Raw genomic sequence first — 17219 nt, forward strand, 5'->3', positions numbered from 1 at the left:
GAAGCAGAGGCTCGGTGTTAAGGTCGCCTAGTTCTGACACGGGGTGCTCCGCATGGGCGGGGCTGAGAACACACCCGGGAACCTGATCAGGTAATGCTGACGAAGGGATGTCATGGCTACTACGCAGCCTGCATACAATTCTGCCGAAAACTCGGTGGCCACAGCGCCGTCGACGGATCGGTTCACCGATCGGCTCTGGGCCGAGACGAAGGTCCTCCGCGAGTCGATCGACTCACTCGAGTTCCTCGAACGCCTCGGCGACGGAACCTTGCCTCTCGACGCGTTCCGCACGTACATCGAGCAGGACAAGCTTTATCTCGAAGGGTATTCGAAAGCGTTGTCCCTGGTCGCGGCCCACGCCCCGGATCCGCAGTCGGCGGGCTTCTGGTCGAATTCCGCGTCCACGGCAGCGACAGTGGAATCTGCGCTTCACGACGGACTTCTCACCGGTGGAATTCTTCCAGCGGGATCGGGAAGGCTCGAGCATTCGCAGGCCTGCCTGGGATACGTCTCGTATCTGACGGCGACTGCGGCAACTGCGCCTTACCCGGTCTCCGCAGCGGCAGTACTCCCCTGCTTCTGGATCTACGCCGAGGTCGGCCGCGATCTTGCCGCTTCAGCGCGCGAGGTACTCGACGCCGATCCGTCGCATCCGTACGCACAGTGGGTCACGACGTACGACGCACCCGAATTCCACGAGTCGGTGGCGCAGGCCCGCGTACTGGTCGATGCTGCGGCCGAAGCAGCCACCGAGACAGAGCGTGAGGCGATGAGTGAAGCATTCCGCATCGCCAGTCGCTACGAGTTGATGTTCTGGGATTCCGCACTCCACCAGCAGCCTTGGCCGGCGTCGTGATGTCGTTTGCGGCGCTGCGCCGCACACTTGCCACGTCTGCCGCGATCGCAGCCGCATTCACAGTTCTGACCGGATGCGCCGCTGACACCGGCTCTTCCGACGGGACCATTCGGTTCGCACTCGACTGGACCCCGAACACGAACCACACCGGTTTGTACGTTGCACTCCAAGAGGGCTACTTCGAGGACGCCGGTCTGGACGTCTCGATCCTGCCGTACAACAACACCTCTCCCGACACCCTGGTCGACGCCGGCAACGCGGAGTTCGGCATCAGCACACAGAGTCAGGCCACGTTCGCCCGAGCGGCCGGCGCCGCCACGACGTCCGTCATCGCGCCACTTCAGCACCGCGCCACCGGCATCGGTGTGAAGGCGGATCGTGCGGACATCACGCGCCCGCGTGATCTCGACGGAAAGACGTACGCTGGGTTCGGCGATCCCGGCGAAGTCGAAACGCTGCAGCAGATCATCCGCAACGACGGCGGGACCGGGAACTTCACGACGGTCACGCTCGGAACGTCTGCTTACGAAGCCGTGTACTCGGGGCAGGCAGATTTCACGGTCTCCTACTTTGCGTGGGAAGGCCTCGAAGCGGAGCGAAACGGAACTCCGATGCGGTACTTCCAGTACACCGATTACGGCTTCCCCGATGCGTATTCGATCGTGATCAACGGCAACCAGCAGTGGTTGAAGGACCATCCCGACGAGGCACGCAAGTTCGTCAACGCCGTTCAACGCGGATATCAGACTGCTGCCGACAACCCGGACCAGGCCGCGCAGGATCTCATCGACGCGAACCCCGGAGCTTTCACCGACGAAGACCTCGTCCGTGACAGTCAGCGGATGCTTGCCGCCGACTACATGAAAGACGCCAACGGCGTCGTCGGTACGCAGAACCTCGAAACCTGGTCGGGTTATTCGGGATTCCTCTTCGACAACGGATTGCTCGCCGGACCGGACGGGAAGCCGTTGACCCAGAAGCCGGACTGGTCGGAGTACTTCACCAATGAGTATCTCGACGCGTCCTGACGTGAGCGGACGGCTGGTCTCGGCCATGCGGCGGGCGCTTCCCGCGCTCGCCGTGGTGGTGCTCCTCGTGGCGGCGTGGCAGATCTACGTCGAGATCAGTGGGATTCGGCCGCAAGTACTTCCGTCTCCGGGGCGCGTTCTGTCCCAGGGGTGGGACAACCGCGAGATCATCTCCGGCCACGCCTGGTCGACATTGCAGGTCACGTTGGTCGGCTTCACTGTTTCACTGGTGTTGGCCTGGATTCTTGCTGTGGTCGTGGACTTTTCGCCGTGGTTGTCACGCGCGCTGGTACCACTTTTTGTCGTCTCGCAGACCTTGCCGATCATCGCCATTGCGCCACTGATGATCATCTGGTTCGGCTTCGGGTTGCTGCCGAAGGTGTTGGTGATCGCACTTGCAACGTTCTTCCCCATGACCATCGGACTCATCGAGGGATTTGCCGCGGCCGACCGTGAAGCGGGCGCTCTCCTGCGCAGTATGGGCAGCACTCGCTGGCAGGAGTTCCGATACGTCCGCCTTCCTTCGGCGATTCCGCGATTCTTCACCGCCCTGCGTATCGGTATCACCTACGCGGTCGTGGGCGCGGTGTTCTCCGAATACGTCGGCGCTACTTCCGGTTTGGGCATTTACATGAGCACCCAGAAGAACTCCTTCCGCACCGATCTGGTGTTGGCGGCCGTACTGGTGACCGCGTTGATCAGCGTCACGCTGTACTTGCTGACGTTCGTCATCGAGCGCATCGTTGCACCATGGGCGATGAACGAAAGGTCGCGGACATGACCGACCCGACGGTCGAGGAGGCAATGGTCGAAATTCAGGACCTGACCAAGAGGTTCGACACTGCCGGAGAATCGCGTCTCGTACTCGATTCGGTGTCCTTCCGCGCCGACGCGGGCGAATTCGTGTCGGTGATCGGGCCGAGCGGCTGCGGCAAGAGCACGATCTTCAACGTCCTGGCCGGGCTCGAATCCCCGACCTCGGGTTCAGTCCGTGTAGGCACGCGCGCAACTGAATCCGAAGCAGCCGCCGAGGTGCACACCGCGTACATGCCGCAGAAGGATCTTCTGTTCCCTTGGCGCTCGGTACTGGACAACACGGCCCTCGGTTTGGAAGTGCAGGGAGTCGGCAAGAAGGAAGCACGCGAGCGTGCTCGTGAGTTGTTCCCCGCGTTCGGCCTGTCCGGATTCGAGGACGCCCGGCCGTCACAGCTGTCCGGCGGTATGCGCCAGCGAGCGGCGATGCTGCGCACCGTTGTTCAGGGCAAACCTGTCCTGCTGCTCGACGAGCCGTTCGGCGCACTGGACTCGTTGACCCGCACCGAGATGCAGGCTTGGCTGCAAGACGTGTGGCAGCAGTACCGGTGGACCGTGCTGATGATCACCCACGATATTCGTGAAGCGATCTATCTGTCCGACCGCGTGGTCGTTCTGTCTGCGCGTCCGGCAACGGTCAGGTGCGTAGTCGACGTTCCCTTGCCGAGACCACGCGAGCTGGACATGATCACCACGCCCGAGTTCGCCGACGTCGAGCGCGAACTGCTTGCCGTTCTCCACGACGAGACGCGCAAGTCGCTACGCCCCTAGCGGTTACTGAAAATGCAGTAGTTACTGATAATGCGCTGAGAGAGTTTCGAGTTCACCTGGAGTTCAGGAGAATGCGCACCGAAACCTGACGAGGTCACGTACCATGATCCGGCACTTTCACCCAAAATGCCTTAATATCAGCAAGATCCGAACGCTCGACACGCAGTCCGTCAACGCTGCACAATTCTCCGTACTCTTCGGTAACGTACACTCGGTCGCCTACGAGACCAACGGCCAGAAGGTAACTGGACGGTAAAGCGGAATCGTGGAGGCACAGTCATCGCAACAGATTTGGAAAGGGACAGCGTGAGCACACTGCAGTCAGGTCAAAGCCTCGGAGTCGGCCAGGAACTCAAGTCCGACAACGGCGCATACACCCTCACCTTGCAGGACGACGGCAACCTGGTTCTGTCCGAGGGCGGACAGGCTGTTTGGGCCGCAGGCACCAACGGATCCGGCGCCAACCGCGCCGAGGTGCAGGCTGACGGAAACTTCGTCATCTACAAGGACTCCGACGCCGTGTGGGCATCGCAGACCGCAGGCAACGACGGTGCCTCCCTCTCGGTTCAGGACGATCGCAACGTCGTTCTGTCCGCCGGTGGAAATGCTCTGTGGTCTTCGGACACTGCAATCGAGGCTCCGGCCGCCGAGGCTGCCCCGGAGCCCGCTCCGGCACCGGAGCCCGAGCCTGCACCCGCCGCTCCGGCAGCGCAGAGCTACACCGTCGAAAGCGGCGACACCCTGTGGGCAATCGCGGAGCGTTTCTACGGTGACGGCAACCAGTACCAGCGCATCGCGGATGCAAACGGCATCCCGAACCCGGATCTCATCAACGCCGGTCAGGTACTGACGATCCCCGCCTGATTCACTGCTTGACCTGGCCCTGGGTGCCGACGTCCGCGTCGACGCCCGGGGCCTTTTGTGTTCTACGCCACACAGATTCGCGTCCCGCCCAGCAGGCCCTGATACTCCATTGCGGCATCTTTTCGCCTACAGTACTTCCGTACTGCTCCCGAAGGACAGGTGTGCATGAAAGACAGAACAGTCATGATCGGCGCTGTCGCAGTGGCCGCTCTCTCTCTGACATCAGGCCTCGTTTTCGGCGGAGCAGCCGGCGCATTCGGTTCCGGCGGCCCTGTGGTGAAGCCTCCCGCTCTGGTCTCGTCGGTTTCCGTGGAGTCCGTCGCCGGGATCGAACCGGCCGCGTTCTACAGCTCGGTTGCAGTTCCCACGGTTGTCATCCCGCCGACGCCGACCTGGCGAATCGCCGACGAGACGACTGCTCCTCGTAATCAGCCGCTGGTGGTGACCGCGACAAGCACGAGTTCCGCTACGTCCACTACGACTGCAACGAGTACGACAACACCGGTCTCGTCCACGACCACCGCGTCGGCTACCGCGACCTCGTCACCGACCGCGACAGCCACGACCACCAAGACCAGCACCACCCCAGTTGTCACGACCGGGTCCACGCCGCCCGTCGTCGAGGTCTCGCCCGTTCTCGCCGGATAGTCATCGCTCTTTCGCCTGCATACCGCCTGGCGTGACGGCGGTTACAGGCACACTTCAGTCGCCGCTCTCAAATACCCGATCTACCTGCGACAACCTTCCTAGTCGTCACGGTTCGTGGCCCGCTGCAATCCGGTCGACCGGAAAAGGACAGCAGCATTGTCGGGACCTCGCGATACCGTATAGGTCTGAGCTTTTGCGGAAGGAGGTGGCTGATGAGCGCAATGGGCTTCGATCTCGATGTCAGTGTCGACCGGGCATGGGCAGAATTTCAACGTCGCCTCGGCGATCACATTTCCATCATGGTCGACGGCGACGTGCTTGCCGTGGAATCGTCCACCGGCGACTTCGATCCAGCTGACGGCGCAGCGCCATGTGTTCAGTTCCTCGTGTGGGACGAGAACACAGTCCGCTGCGAGGTTCCTTCCAACGACTTCCTTCATCCGCGCTATCGACTCGAAGATGCCGACGAACAAAAGTTGATCGCACTCGGCTGGAATCCGCCTTCCGAGAATCTCGACGATCCGAACAACTCCCCCGCCTTCTGCGTCGACAAGGCGCAGAACTGGGCCGATCAGCTCGCAGCGATGACTGTCGCTGCGTTCCGTGATGTGTTCGGTGTGCAGCACCCGGCTTTTCTATCCAGCGATCTCACCGGCAACGAGCAGACTCCGGATTTCGATCCGTCGGTTGTCGAGTCGACAGAACTTCCGACACTCGACCCCACCGCGGCCTACATGCCCAACGACGTCGACCACCTCAAGGAGTTGGTCACTCTCGCTTTGCTTCCCATGCTCGGCACGCTTCCCGAGCGGGACAGCGACGGCGACATACCAATTCGGGTCGGTTCGACGGTCATGTTCGTCGGTCCGCTTTCCGAGTCCATGGACGTGCAGTTGTTCTCGCCGCTCGTTCAGGACATCAGCAACCGCACTCGTGCAGCCGAGGTCATCGCCGATCTCAACCGCAAATGGTCGCGCATCAAGTTCGTCTTGATCGACGACCGTCTGTCGGTGTTCCTCGAGGTGGCGGGCTCACCATTCGTTCCCAAACAACTCACCGATACGTGCGCAGCCTTGACGTCGTTCCTGCGTACCGTGGACGACGAGTTCGCCGCACGCGTCGGCGGAGACCTCTTCTTCGTGAACAAGAGCGGTGACTCCTCCTCGCTGCAGCCTGATCTGACGGCCGAGGACCTGCCTCCCGAACTCGAGACCCTGCTGCATCTCGATCTGGACGTGGCCGAGGATCTCGACGCGGTAGCCGATGTCTGCGGGCGCGATCGCGATCTGATTCTTCAGCTCCTCCACATCAGTAACGAATGGCAGATTCAGCTCCGCAGTCAGGCGGTGGACGCCCACAGTCGCGGGGACGCCGAAGAGGCTGCAGGATACGAGGATCAGGTCGGCGGGTGGGAACTCATGGTCGACCGTCTTCGGGGGGCTTTGCGACTGGTGGTCCTGCCCAATTCTCGAACCGAGACGCCGGCAAAGCCGCAACCTGAGCAGATGGGCCTGTTTGCCGATCCCTTGCAACAGAGTCTCTTCGACGATCCGTCCTGACACGACGGATCGCCTTCCCTCTATTCGAAGTGGGATTTGAAGATCTGTCCGTGGACGCCCACGGTTCGATCGACTACCTGTGAGACCGTGAAATCGGCTGCGGCAGAAAGATAGGCGTAGGCCGTCGCTCGATCCATACCGCGATCGTGCTCGAGGAAGTCGAGTGCGTTGACCACCGCGCGCCGCATGGCGCCGTTGAGGTCACTGTTCTGCCCATCGACCGAACCGTTGGGGTCGGACAGGCCGATCGGAATCCAGGCCTCCTCGGTCTCGGCGAACGGGTATCCGAATGCCACCGATGGGGCGTCACCGGAGTTCTTCTTGCACACGCTCAGTCGGAACGTGCCGCGCAGCGATCCTTCCATCGCCGTCAGCGCCGCCTCACCGTCGCCCATGGCCATGTGTGGGTCACCGACGTAGAAGAGGGCGCCTTCGGCAAAGACCGGCAGGTAAAAGGTTGATCCGACGCCGAGATGCCTGATGTCGATGTTTCCGCCGCCCAGCGCCGGAGGAATGGAGTTCGACGACGGGGACGTCGGGTCGGGATCCGAGGAATAGGCAACTCCCATCATTCCCATGAAGGGCCGCAGGGGAAACCGCACCTTCGACTGTCCGAAAGGCATCACGCCCTTGCCGTCTTCGATCGCCGTGAAAGTGGAAACACCGCCGTACTTCAGCGGGTCCTTTGTTGCGCGCCCGTCTGTGGCGACCGGCGGCATGACTTCGTCCAGAGTGATTCCCGCTGGAGCGGTTCCGTCTGCTGTGACGGCGAGAGCGCCCTTGCCATGTCTGCTCGACACAACGCCGTACGGCACGCGGGGAATGGCTTCGAGAGTCTCGATCTTGAGTACGTCTCCAGGCTGGGCGCCTTCGACGAAGACCGGGCCGGTGACGACGTGCGGTCCGTCCTTGTCGAAGTTTCGTTCGGTTCGGTTGTATTCGGCCGCAACGGCAATCGCATCTTCGAGCACGTCCTTCTCGGAAACGCCTTTGCTACCGAAGTATTCGAGAGGATTGCGCCCTTGATCCTCGAGAATTCCCTCGTGCGAGAGGGCGTCGATCGTGACGGTCTGGCCCGACTTCATCCGCATCACCTCGCGGGTGTGGATGTTGGGCACGTAACCCCACATGACGTCCGACGGATCCGAACTCAGATAGTGATCGCCACTGACGTTTCCACTGCCCGGTTGCAGAATCGGAATGCCATCGGCGAACGGTAGTGCAGAGGAGGACGATCCAGCCGGTGACGCGTTCGAGTGCGCGCATCCCGAAGCCACACCGGCAACTCCTACGCCCGCACCGAGGGCAGCGACTGCCCTCATGAATCCGCGTCGGCCAAGACCTTTCGTCAGGTCCTCGGCTGCGTTGCGGGCAAGAGTGTTTTCCATCGAGATTCCTCCGGAGTGCGTGACGATGTGCGACTGCGAAGAAAGCTAGACCCGATTTGTTACTCGTTCATTACCATTTCATGGCAAGGAAATACCGCTGACTGAGAATGAATTCAGCGACGGCGAAGCCGCCAGAGCGAGGTCGTCTCTCGTGCCCGGGCAGCGTGAAGCGCATCGGTTCGGTCACTGACCTTTGCGTGCGTCGGTTTGACGTCGATGCGATCGACAACAGTGAGCCCACCGGCCGCAATCAGGTCGTGTAGTTCGGATCGCGTTCGGAGACCGAGGTGTTCGGCAATGTCCGAGAGGATCAGCCACGCTTCTCCCCCATCGTCCAGATGCGCTGCGACACCAGTCAGGAAGCCCTTCAGCATCGCTCCAGCAGGGTCGTAGACGGCGTATTCGATGGGCGAGGTGGCCTTGGCCGGAATCCAGGGAGGATTGCAGACCACCAACGGAGCGGTGCCTTCGGGAAAGAGGTCTGCTTCCACCACATTCACCTGATCGCCGTAGCCAAGCCGCGACAGGTTGGTGCGCGCGCATTGCAATGCCCGGGGGTCCTGGTCGGTGGCCGTCACTGTCTGAACTCCACGCCGCGCCAGGACGGCAGCAAGAACGCCGGTACCTGTTCCGATATCGAAAGCAGATTCCGTCGACGGTAGCGGAGCAGACGCGACAAGATCGACATACTCCCCGCGGACGGGTGAGAACACTCCGAAGGCGGGATGCACTCGTGCGTCGAGAGCCTCGATGAAAACACCTTTGCGGTGCCACTCGTGAGCGCCGATCGCGCCGAGGATGTCACGCAACGAGCGGACCGAAGGCTCACCGGTAATCCCGAAGGCTTCGGTCAACGCTACTTGCGCGTCCGGGGCTCGCCGGAGTGGAATCGACAGATCTGCATCCAAGGGAATGAGCAGCATGCCGAGGATCTGCGCGCGGCGTCCTTGGGTCTGCCGGTGGAGATGGAAGGCTTTGGCTGGGTCGTCGGACGCTCGGCGCGGCTTGCGGTCGATGCGCGACGCGACGGCCTTCGACAGTTGGCGAGCGTTCTGAAAATCTCCGCGCCACAACAACGCCGTGCCTTCGCATGCCAAGCGATATGCGTCGTCGGCCTTCATCGTGTCGTCGGCGACGACGATGCGCTTGGGCACCGGGGCGTTGCTCGTCGAACCCCAACGGGCCGATTGCTCGCCGTCGTTCTCGGTCCACACTGCGAATTGTTCAGTCATGTAAGCCCTTCCGGCGTCCGACGCATAGCGGCCGGTCTACCGGCTGATGTGGTCCAGATCTGCAAAATCTGCTCGTCTGGTGTCCACACTAGTCGGGACCGGCCGCGCTACATGACTGCGAGAGGGATGTCAGCCCTTGGCTACGCGAGCTGCCTCGGCGATCCGAGCCTCGGCGACCGCGTCAGCAGCCTCGCCGGCGAGGATTCCGTCCTTCTTCGACTTCGCGAAAATCTCGCTGACCGTGTCGAAGATCTTCTCGACCTTGAGCTTGACCTCTTCGGCCGAGTTGCCCTTCAGCTCGCCGGCAACCTGGATGAGGCCGCCGCCGTTGGCGACGTAATCGGGGGTCCAGGTGATGCCGCGGTCGCGGAGGATGTTCTCGACCTCGGGCACGGTGAGCTGGTTGTTGGCAGCGCCGCAGACAACCTCGGCCTTGATCGAGCGTGCGGTCGTGTCGGTGAGGGTTGCGCCCATCGCGCAGGGTGCGTAAACGTCGAGATCGGCGTCGATGATGCTGTCGACGATGCTCACCTGCGGGAAGTCAGCCTTGACGCGGTCGAGCGCTGCGGCGTTGACGTCGGTCGCGAGAACGGTCGCGCCGTCTGCGAGGAGGAGCTTGATCAGCTCGTAGCCGACCTTGCCTGTGCCTTCGACACCAACAGTCTTGCCTGCGAGCGACGGAGTGCCCCAATGCGACTGTGCCGCGGCGCGCATCGACTGGAATACGCCGAGGGCCGTCATCGGAGCGCTGTCGCCGGAACCGCCGACCGTAGCGTTGCGGCCGACCACGAAGTCGGTGTTACGACCGATGATGTCAAGATCGTTGGAGTTGGTTCCGACGTCACCAGCGGTGATGTAGCGGCCGCCGAGGGTCTGGACGAATTTTGCGTAGGCGCCGAGCAATTCGTCGGTCTTGGCCGTTGCGGGGTCGCCGATGATGACGGCCTTGCCGCCGCCGAGGTCCACGCCGGCAACCGCAGCCTTGTAGGTCATTCCGCGCGAGAGACGCAAAACGTCTGTGACTGCGGCGGATTCGTCGGAGTACGGGTAGAAGCGCGTTCCGCCGAGCGCGGGGCCGAGCGTCGTGGAGTGGATGGCGACGATGGCCTTGAGGCCGCTCGCGGGATCCTGGAAGAAGCTCACCTGCTCGTGGGGGTAATCGCGCAGGTAGTCGGCGCGATCGAACACGCCCGCAGTGTCGTCATGGGAAACAACAGAGTTCACGGGCTCGGCGGTGAGAGTCATTGTGGGATAGACCTTTCCGAAGGATAAACGGGGTGCAGTCGAAATACTGGGACGAAATGGCCGTTGGGTACTATTGGGGACAAATAACCCAAAGAGAATCCCGCTGAGCAATTCGTGGAACCAATGCTCTGCCTGAGCTACGATTTGGTCAATGCAAATCTCTTGAACTAGTCAATTCGATCATCCAGTGACCCATATCACTGAGGAGAGGTTCACAAAGTGCTCAGCATCGACAAGCTCGACGTCCAGTTGCTCGGACTGCTCAGCAAGGACTCGAGGATGAGTGTGGCCGAGTTGGCCAACTCGTTGGGCGTCGCCCGCAACACCGTCCAGTCGCGAATGAAGCGCATGGAATCCAACGGACTTCTCACCGGGTTTCGGCCGAATCTCAATCTCCCCGAGGTCGGTATCCCGATTCAGGCATTTGTCGGTCTGGAACTCGAGCAGGGCAAGATCAGCGCAGTCGCTCGGAGTCTGACCGAGTTGCCCGAGGTGATCGAAATTCACGCCACAACCGGTCGCGAGGATTTGCTCGTTCGCGTCGCCACCTCGACGCACGCGGCGCTGCAGAAGTTGGCCGAGCAGATCGTGTCACTTCCAGGCGTCACGCATTCGACCACGACCATCGCTCTGACCAATCCCCTTCCATATCGAATTCAGCCTCTCCTCGAGCACCTCACCAATGACGCCGGCTGGGGTCGTTCGACCGCCTTCCCCCGTCAGCAGGACTAGGACGGGTGGTCGCGTCGATGCTTCCAAATGCGCTAGTTTCATGGTTATGAGTGAGATCCAGGGACAGCGCATCGCGTTCATTCAGGCGACGTGGCATCGCAACATCGTCGACCGTGCACGCGACGGATTCACCGACGCGATCGTCGAGCTCGGCTACCCCAAGGACACGGTTGATTTCTTCGAGGTACCGGGAGCCTTCGAGATCCCCCTGCACGCCCGGCGGTTGGCCAAGACCGGCCGCTACCAGGCGATCGTTGCCGCAGGTCTGGTCGTCGACGGCGGTATCTACCGGCATGACTTCGTGGCGACGGCTGTCATCGACGGTCTGATGCGCGTGCAGCTCGACACCGACATTCCGGTTTTCTCGGTGGTCTTGACGCCGCATCACTTCCACGAGCACGCCGAGCACGTCGACTACTTCAGCGCGCATTTCGTGAAAAAGGGCGCCGAGGCTGCTCGCGCGGTCGACGCCACCGTCAAGTCGTTGAAGGCCCTGCCAACCAGCTAGTCGTTACACAAGTCTCGCTGAGTCGAATGCCATCGACTCAGCGAGATTTTTTGTGTCTATCGAGGGGTGTCGACGCTTGCCAGTGCGGAGGCATTCGAGTCGTCGACTTCGCCGTAGCGGTCGACGCATTGCTGGAAGAAGTCCCGCATCTCGGTGACCACCTGGATGTGGCTGGTCAACGACTTCTCCAACGAATCTTCACCGCCGACGGCCTTCTTGGAGAATTTCGCGGCGAGGTCCTGCCCTGACTTGAGTGTTCCCATCGCATCGAGAAACTGGAGTGACGCTGCCTCTCGTTCGACGGCCCACAATTCGGTCAACAATTCAGAACACGACGCGACCAAACCTTGTGCCGCCTTGAAATCAACACTGATCTGATCTGCCTGCCAACCGCCAAAGAATCCGGTCATTTCGTTCCCCTCTAGTGTTCCGCTACCCGCAGTCAGTCCTCGCTCTAGCGTGGCAAGGCCCCCTCCAGCGCCTCGGCATATCTGGAAGCTATGGAACACATTGAATCCTCTTGTTGCTGAGAATTTTTTGCGTCGGCCGCTATCCAAATCGAACCAAGTGATACGTCCAGACCCACGTAACAACGATCGATATCTGGGTCACTGGCACTGTGAAACCGAAGCGCCGGCCGACCACCGATCGACAAAGTCTCAAACCCCGTAAAGCTTGCATTTGCCTTCGCATCGTCAAGAGAGTTCTCGCCGGAGAAGACGATCACGTAGTACCCGGACTGAGTCCACGAGCAAATCTTCCAACCCGGTTGCTCGACGCCGGCGATGTCAACTTCCTCGGTAGTCGGATCAAGCCCGACTTCTTCCAACACCGAGTCCGGAATGTCCTTGCACGGATCGAACAAGCCCTCTTGGCCGGATGCAGGCTCAGCCGCCCCCTCCACGACTGAGCTGCATCCTGCCGCAGCCCACACCAACATCCCAGCCATGAGCAGTCGCCCAACCCCCACCGACCCCCGCATGGCACCCCCTGTTGATGTGGACCCACTCTATTGGATGCATCGGAGGCCGGATCGGTTCCCGCAATCTTGAGATTCCCAGGTCACGATCGCTGGTTCACTCAGAGCGCATCTCCAGCGATTGACGCTCAGCTCAGCAGTCGCATACTGGAGAGGTTGACTACAACTTCGGGAAGGCAACGAGTGAGCGCACCGAAAGCCCCGGCCAAACCAGCGATCCTCAGCGTCGACGACGATCCTGGTGTTTCGCGTGCCGTCGTTCGAGACCTCCGCAAGCGGTACGGCGAGAAGTACCGAATCATTCGTGCGGAGTCCGGCGACCAGGCTCTCGAGACCTTGCGCGAAATGAAACTTCGCGGCGATGCAGTCGCTGTGATCGTCGCCGATTACCGCATGCCCGGTTTGAGTGGAATCGAGTTCCTCGAACAGGCAATGGACCTGTATCCCGTAGCTCGTCGCGTTCTCCTCACCGCGTACGCCGATACTGATGCTGCGATCGACGCCATCAACGTAGTCGACCTCGACCACTACCTCCTCAAGCCGTGGGATCCGCCGGAAGAGAAGCTGTACCCCGTCATCGATGCGCTGCTCGATGCCTGGGCAAGCTCGAGTCATCACCCCGCCGAGGAAACAAAGGTGATCGGCCATCGTTGGTCCGAGCGATCATCCGACGTTCGAGAGTTCTTGGCACGCAACCAACTTGCCTATCGCTGGTACATGTCGGACGAGCCGGAAGGCCAACGACTGCTCTCGGCTGCCGGTACCGACGAACTGCGGCTTCCCGTCGTTATCGCACCCAATGGAGATGTCCTCGTCGAGCCCACCGACGCCGAACTTGCCGACAAACTCGGGTTGAGTACCACTCTCTCCGAAGACTTTTACGATCTCGTTGTCATCGGCGGCGGCCCTGCGGGTCTGGGAGCTGCTCTGTACGGCGCTTCGGAGGGACTTCGGACGGTCCTCATCGAACGGCGGGCGACTGGCGGTCAGGCCGGCCAGAGTTCACGAATCGAGAACTACCTCGGCTTCCCCGACGGAGTTTCCGGCGCACAGTTGGCCGATCGCGCAAGACGCCAGGCAACCAAGTTCGGCGCCGAAGTCATCACCGCTCGCGACGTCACCGGTTTGGAAATCAACGGCTCGGCCCGCACAGTGCGTTTCGACGACGGTTCGTCGGTCGACGCCCATTCGGTCATCTTGGCGACCGGTGTTTCCTATCGCCAGCTTTCGGCGCCGGGACTCGATACATACACCGGTCGAGGGGTTTACTACGGCTCGGCCGTCACCGAAGCTGCACGGTGCAGCGAGCAGGATGTGTACATTGTCGGCGGCGCCAATTCGGCAGGCCAAGCTGCGGTCTATCTCTCCCGCGGAGCTAGGTCCGTCACCATTCTCATTCGCGGCAACTCGCTCGAAGCCTCGATGTCCTACTACCTGATTCAGCAGATCGAAAAGAATCCGAAGATCACCGTGCGCACGTGCACGGAGGTAATCGGCGCTGAGGGTGACGATCACCTCGAACGAATCACACTGCGTAACAGAGCCACCGGAGAAGAAGACACTGTCGATGCTCAGTGGTTGTTCATCTTCATCGGTGCCGCTCCCCTGACCGACTGGCTCGGAGACGTGGTGGTCCGCGACGGAAATGGCTTCGTTCTTGCCGGCCCGGACCTTCCGTCCGAAGGCGTCACACCGGACGGGTGGCCGCTCGACCGCGCACCACATCATCTCGAAACCAGTGTCCCCGGAGTATTTGTCGCCGGGGACGTACACGCCGAATCGGCCAAGCGCGTCGCGTCGGCCGTCGGAGAGGGCGCGATGGCCGTGATGTTCGTCCACCGCTATCTCGCTCAACAATAGGGAGATTCGATGTCCATTCCTGAATGCAGCCCAGACTTGCTTCGCACCCTGTTCCTGTTCGAGAAGCTCACCGACGATCAACTCGAATCACTGTGCCAGGCAGGCCATATCACCGAGATCGATCGAGGTCAGGTCTACCTCGAAGGTGAGCCTGCCACCTGCTTCTACGTCCTCATCGAGGGCGAGGTTGTGCTGTCCAAGCTGTCGGGCGGCGAAGACATCGAGATCAACAGGACCACCCAGCGCGGCGTCTACTCGGGAGGCTGGACGGCGTATCTCGGCGATCGTGTACCGCAGGTCTACGCGGGGTCGATGCGAGTGACGACTCCTTCGACGTTTTTCGTCCTGGACGCCGACAAGTTCGGCAACGCGATGCGCGAGTGGTTTCCAATGGCGGTCCATCTACTCGAAGGTGTTTTCTTCGGCAAGAAGAACACTCAGCAGATCATCGATCAGCGAGAGCGACTCCTTGCACTCGGATCACTGTCGGCCGGGTTGACTCACGAGCTCAATAACCCTGCAGCCGCAGCGGTTCGAGCGACAGCCTCTTTGCGCGAGCGTGTCGCAGGCATGCGTCACAAACTGGGGATGGTTGCATCGGGCACCTACGACCGCGATGCCCTCGTCACTCTCATGCGACTTCAAGAGGAAGTTGCAGAGGTTGTCGCCAAGGCGCCGACGCTCACTCCCCTCGAAGCCTCGGATCGAGAGGATTCGTTGGGTGAATGGTTCGAGGATCATTCGATTCGAGAGGGTTGGGATCTGGCTCCGACCTTCGTGCAGGCTGGTCTCGACACCGCTTGGCTCGAGAATGTTGCTGCAGCCGTTGACGAGTCCGTACTCGAAGGCGCAATTCGCTGGCTGAATTACACCATCGAATCCGAACTCCTGATGAACGAGATCGCCGACTCCACAACGAGGATTTCGACTCTCGTCGGTGCAGCGAAACAGTATTCACAGATGGACCGCGCTCCCTTCCAGACCATCGATGTCCACGAATTGCTCGACAGCACGTTGATCATGTTGGGGCAAAAGATCGGAAGCGGAATCGAAGTCGTCAAGGAATACGACCTCGCGCTGCCACCGATCGACGCCTACGCCGCCGAACTCAACCAGGTGTGGACCAACCTCATCGACAATGCGGTGTCTGCCATGGACGGATCGGGAACACTCACCGTTCGGACAAGCCGCGACGGTGACCGCGTGTGCATCGAGATCCGCGACACCGGCGCAGGGATTCCCGATGACGTTATCGACAGGATCTTCGAACCCTTCTTCACGACCAAGCCTGTCGGTGAGGGAACCGGTCTCGGCCTTGATATTTCATGGCGAATTGTGGTCGGCAAGCATCGTGGTGAGCTGCGGGTCACGTCGGAGCCCGGTAACACCCGGTTCAGAGTTTTGTTGCCCATCGCGGGCCCACCGCGGGATACGCGCGACGACTAGTCGCCCTTGCACGGCCGGTAGGCAAAGCGCACGATGAAATGACCGACTTCAGTCAGCGAGAGGGTGGACCATGACCGACGGACTTCCAGCGGGGATCGATCCGAGCGTGCCGCCCAGTGGCGCGGGATGCGTCGAATGCGATGCGAGCAGCGGTTGGTGGGTGCACCTGCGTCGATGCGCGCATTGCGGTCACGTGGGGTGTTGCGACTCCTCACCGTCACAGCACGCGAGCAAGCATGCGGCCTCGACAAAGCATCCGTTCATGCAGAGCTACGAACCCGGTGAGGATTGGTTCTGGAGCTTCGAAACCAACGAGGCGTACGACGGACCTGAATTGGCGGCGCCCACTTCACATCCCGTAGATCAGCCGACGCCGGGACCTAAGGGTCGTGTCCCAGCCGATTGGCAGCAACACATCCACTGACTCAGTTCGGTTGGTCGATCGACCTCAAAGTCGAGACGTTCGACGACTCCTGATCCAATGCGTTGTCGATGCAGGCTTGAAACTGAGCCTGCATTGCCTCCACGACCGCGATATGACTCGCCAACACATCGACGAGCGCATCCGGGCCGCCAACCGCCTTTTCCTCGAACTTAACCTGCAGTGCCCGGGCGGATCCGAGAGTGCCGAAGCCTCCCACTTGCCCGAGATAGTTCGCATCGTCCGACAGTGACCTGAACAGCGAAATTAGATCATCACACGCCTTCGCCAGATCCTCTGCGACCCTCTTCTCCAGATACAAACCGGACATCACATACTCCAATTCACTACGAGTCGAATCTCTTCCGAGCGTTATTCGGGAAGCAGCGGTAACACGGTCAGACCGACCCGCTCAACCAGTTCACACGAAGTTTCGGGGCGCTGGTCACCGACTTTCGCACCCACTCGAATCATCGCCGTGGACTGAGCAGTCGCGAAGGCGATATTGCACGCGGTGTCCGCCTTGTCATTGTGTTCCTGGAACATCAGGACCTCTCGGCCGGCAAGTTGAATTCGATGTAGATCGCGCATCACCGGATTTGCTTCGACGTCCGCAAGCGAGTGTGTTGTGGAAGTCAGACGGAGGAAGAACCAAGATCCTTCCCACTTGCATATATTGAACCCATCGATATGGGTGTTGACTATGTCAACCTCTTTTGTTGCCGGGTCAACTCCGACTCTCTCCAATTCCTCATTGCTGAGAACCTCACACGGATCAAACATCCCAATCACATCGACAGGGAAAGCCTCGCCCTCCACCGTCGAGGAACAACCCCCAACCACCAGCGCGGCCGCGACCAAGACCACTG

Annotated in this window: 19 protein-coding genes and 1 riboswitch; of the genes, 12 read left to right on the forward strand and 7 right to left on the reverse strand. The window is 60.9% G+C overall.

Features of this window, described 5'->3' with window-relative positions; genetic code table 11:
* The first annotated feature begins 29 nt into the window (after positions 1-29).
* Positions 30-125: riboswitch (TPP riboswitch) on the forward strand.
* From AC3WQS_RS30170 to AC3WQS_RS30200, 7 genes are all read left to right on the forward strand, one after another.
* Complete coding sequence (locus AC3WQS_RS30170) at positions 113-856, forward strand: TenA family protein (protein WP_019749242.1); 744 nt, start codon at positions 113-115, stop codon at positions 854-856. It overlaps the preceding riboswitch by 13 nt.
* Complete coding sequence (locus AC3WQS_RS30175; protein WP_060939032.1) at positions 856-1884, forward strand: ABC transporter substrate-binding protein; 1029 nt, start codon at positions 856-858, stop codon at positions 1882-1884. Before AC3WQS_RS30170 ends, AC3WQS_RS30175 begins: the two co-directional genes overlap by 1 nt.
* On the forward strand, positions 1862-2665 hold the full coding sequence (locus AC3WQS_RS30180; RefSeq protein ID WP_060938986.1) for an ABC transporter permease: 804 nt from the start codon (positions 1862-1864) through the stop codon (positions 2663-2665). Before AC3WQS_RS30175 ends, AC3WQS_RS30180 begins: the two co-directional genes overlap by 23 nt.
* Positions 2662-3468 carry an ABC transporter ATP-binding protein gene (locus AC3WQS_RS30185; RefSeq protein WP_060939033.1) on the forward strand — a complete coding sequence of 269 codons (807 nt, stop codon included), beginning with the start codon at positions 2662-2664 and terminating at the stop codon, positions 3466-3468. Before AC3WQS_RS30180 ends, AC3WQS_RS30185 begins: the two co-directional genes overlap by 4 nt.
* A gap of 306 nt (positions 3469-3774) precedes the next feature.
* Positions 3775-4332: a LysM peptidoglycan-binding domain-containing protein gene (locus AC3WQS_RS30190; protein WP_020908363.1), complete on the forward strand. Its 558-nt coding sequence runs from the start codon at positions 3775-3777 to the stop codon at positions 4330-4332.
* A gap of 165 nt (positions 4333-4497) precedes the next feature.
* Positions 4498-4980, forward strand: a complete 483-nt coding sequence (locus tag AC3WQS_RS30195; protein WP_020970103.1) for a hypothetical protein — start codon at positions 4498-4500, stop codon at positions 4978-4980.
* Between the two features lie 212 nt (positions 4981-5192).
* Positions 5193-6539, forward strand: coding sequence for a T3SS (YopN, CesT) and YbjN peptide-binding chaperone 1 (locus tag AC3WQS_RS30200; protein ID WP_492712837.1), 1347 nt, complete (start codon positions 5193-5195; stop codon positions 6537-6539).
* Positions 6540-6559: 20 nt separating this feature from the next.
* Here the strand turns inward: AC3WQS_RS30200 and AC3WQS_RS30205 are convergent, their stop codons facing one another.
* The 3 genes from AC3WQS_RS30205 to AC3WQS_RS30215 form a co-directional block, all read right to left on the reverse strand.
* On the reverse strand, positions 6560-7927 hold the full coding sequence (locus AC3WQS_RS30205) for an acetamidase/formamidase family protein (RefSeq protein WP_308370857.1): 1368 nt from the start codon (positions 7925-7927) through the stop codon (positions 6560-6562).
* A gap of 113 nt (positions 7928-8040) precedes the next feature.
* Positions 8041-9159: a methyltransferase gene (locus tag AC3WQS_RS30210; RefSeq protein ID WP_492712836.1), complete on the reverse strand. Its 1119-nt coding sequence runs from the start codon at positions 9157-9159 to the stop codon at positions 8041-8043.
* A gap of 129 nt (positions 9160-9288) precedes the next feature.
* Positions 9289-10404, reverse strand: a complete 1116-nt coding sequence (locus tag AC3WQS_RS30215) for a Glu/Leu/Phe/Val family dehydrogenase (protein WP_041815062.1) — start codon at positions 10402-10404, stop codon at positions 9289-9291.
* 219 nt (positions 10405-10623) lie between these two features.
* Between AC3WQS_RS30215 and AC3WQS_RS30220 the strand changes: the two genes are divergently transcribed.
* Both AC3WQS_RS30220 and AC3WQS_RS30225 read left to right on the forward strand, forming a co-directional pair.
* Positions 10624-11136, forward strand: coding sequence for an Lrp/AsnC family transcriptional regulator (locus AC3WQS_RS30220; RefSeq protein ID WP_003941343.1), 513 nt, complete (start codon positions 10624-10626; stop codon positions 11134-11136).
* A gap of 46 nt (positions 11137-11182) precedes the next feature.
* Positions 11183-11644: a 6,7-dimethyl-8-ribityllumazine synthase gene (locus AC3WQS_RS30225; RefSeq protein WP_445388124.1), complete on the forward strand. Its 462-nt coding sequence runs from the start codon at positions 11183-11185 to the stop codon at positions 11642-11644.
* Positions 11645-11700: 56 nt separating this feature from the next.
* Here AC3WQS_RS30225 and AC3WQS_RS30230 read toward each other — a convergent pair whose 3' ends face one another.
* Positions 11701-12054: a hypothetical protein gene (locus AC3WQS_RS30230; protein WP_492712835.1), complete on the reverse strand. Its 354-nt coding sequence runs from the start codon at positions 12052-12054 to the stop codon at positions 11701-11703.
* A gap of 44 nt (positions 12055-12098) precedes the next feature.
* Positions 12099-12626, reverse strand: coding sequence for a DUF3558 domain-containing protein (locus AC3WQS_RS30235; RefSeq protein WP_492741633.1), 528 nt, complete (start codon positions 12624-12626; stop codon positions 12099-12101).
* Positions 12627-12806: 180 nt separating this feature from the next.
* On the opposite strand from AC3WQS_RS30235, the gene AC3WQS_RS30240 reads away from it, so the two are divergent.
* The 3 genes from AC3WQS_RS30240 to AC3WQS_RS30250 all read left to right on the forward strand — a co-directional run bounded on the left by AC3WQS_RS30240 (position 12807) and on the right by AC3WQS_RS30250 (position 16353).
* The gene (locus AC3WQS_RS30240) at positions 12807-14483 is read left to right on the forward strand and encodes an NAD(P)/FAD-dependent oxidoreductase (RefSeq protein WP_021334150.1); all 1677 of its coding nucleotides are present in this window, start codon (positions 12807-12809) and stop codon (positions 14481-14483) included.
* 9 nt (positions 14484-14492) lie between these two features.
* On the forward strand, positions 14493-15929 hold the full coding sequence (locus AC3WQS_RS30245) for an ATP-binding protein (RefSeq protein WP_492713388.1): 1437 nt from the start codon (positions 14493-14495) through the stop codon (positions 15927-15929).
* A gap of 70 nt (positions 15930-15999) precedes the next feature.
* Positions 16000-16353, forward strand: coding sequence for a UBP-type zinc finger domain-containing protein (locus AC3WQS_RS30250; protein ID WP_492713387.1), 354 nt, complete (start codon positions 16000-16002; stop codon positions 16351-16353).
* 1 nt (position 16354) lies between these two features.
* Here AC3WQS_RS30250 and AC3WQS_RS30255 read toward each other — a convergent pair whose 3' ends face one another.
* Both AC3WQS_RS30255 and AC3WQS_RS30260 read right to left on the reverse strand, forming a co-directional pair.
* Positions 16355-16681, reverse strand: a complete 327-nt coding sequence (locus tag AC3WQS_RS30255) for a hypothetical protein (protein ID WP_007726060.1) — start codon at positions 16679-16681, stop codon at positions 16355-16357.
* 41 nt (positions 16682-16722) lie between these two features.
* A complete protein-coding gene (locus AC3WQS_RS30260) occupies positions 16723-17217 on the reverse strand; it encodes a DUF3558 family protein (protein WP_397510539.1) in 495 nt (164 codons plus the stop codon).
* Between the last annotated feature and the right edge of the window lie 2 nt (positions 17218-17219).

It is taken from the genome of Rhodococcus sp. FW305-130 (assembly GCF_058788335.1).

Excerpts from the sequence above, each read along its gene's own strand:
- AC3WQS_RS30215 (WP_041815062.1), bottom strand. The coding sequence starts at position 10,404 with ATGACTCTCACCGCCGAGCCCGTGAACTCTGTTGTTTCCCATGACGAC.
- AC3WQS_RS30180 (WP_060938986.1), top strand. The coding sequence starts at position 1,862 with ATGAGTATCTCGACGCGTCCTGACGTGAGCGGACGGCTGGTCTCGGCC.
- AC3WQS_RS30205 (WP_308370857.1), bottom strand. The coding sequence starts at position 7,927 with ATGGAAAACACTCTTGCCCGCAACGCAGCCGAGGACCTGACGAAAGGT.
- AC3WQS_RS30195 (WP_020970103.1), top strand. The coding sequence starts at position 4,498 with ATGAAAGACAGAACAGTCATGATCGGCGCTGTCGCAGTGGCCGCTCTC.
- AC3WQS_RS30255 (WP_007726060.1), bottom strand. The coding sequence starts at position 16,681 with ATGTCCGGTTTGTATCTGGAGAAGAGGGTCGCAGAGGATCTGGCGAAG.
- AC3WQS_RS30175 (WP_060939032.1), top strand. The coding sequence starts at position 856 with ATGTCGTTTGCGGCGCTGCGCCGCACACTTGCCACGTCTGCCGCGATC.
- AC3WQS_RS30230 (WP_492712835.1), bottom strand. The coding sequence starts at position 12,054 with ATGACCGGATTCTTTGGCGGTTGGCAGGCAGATCAGATCAGTGTTGAT.
- AC3WQS_RS30250 (WP_492713387.1), top strand. The coding sequence starts at position 16,000 with ATGACCGACGGACTTCCAGCGGGGATCGATCCGAGCGTGCCGCCCAGT.
- AC3WQS_RS30210 (WP_492712836.1), bottom strand. The coding sequence starts at position 9,159 with ATGACTGAACAATTCGCAGTGTGGACCGAGAACGACGGCGAGCAATCG.
- AC3WQS_RS30225 (WP_445388124.1), top strand. The coding sequence starts at position 11,183 with ATGAGTGAGATCCAGGGACAGCGCATCGCGTTCATTCAGGCGACGTGG.
- AC3WQS_RS30235 (WP_492741633.1), bottom strand. The coding sequence starts at position 12,626 with ATGCGGGGGTCGGTGGGGGTTGGGCGACTGCTCATGGCTGGGATGTTG.
- AC3WQS_RS30185 (WP_060939033.1), top strand. The coding sequence starts at position 2,662 with ATGACCGACCCGACGGTCGAGGAGGCAATGGTCGAAATTCAGGACCTG.
- AC3WQS_RS30200 (WP_492712837.1), top strand. The coding sequence starts at position 5,193 with ATGAGCGCAATGGGCTTCGATCTCGATGTCAGTGTCGACCGGGCATGG.
- AC3WQS_RS30245 (WP_492713388.1), top strand. The coding sequence starts at position 14,493 with ATGTCCATTCCTGAATGCAGCCCAGACTTGCTTCGCACCCTGTTCCTG.
- AC3WQS_RS30170 (WP_019749242.1), top strand. The coding sequence starts at position 113 with ATGGCTACTACGCAGCCTGCATACAATTCTGCCGAAAACTCGGTGGCC.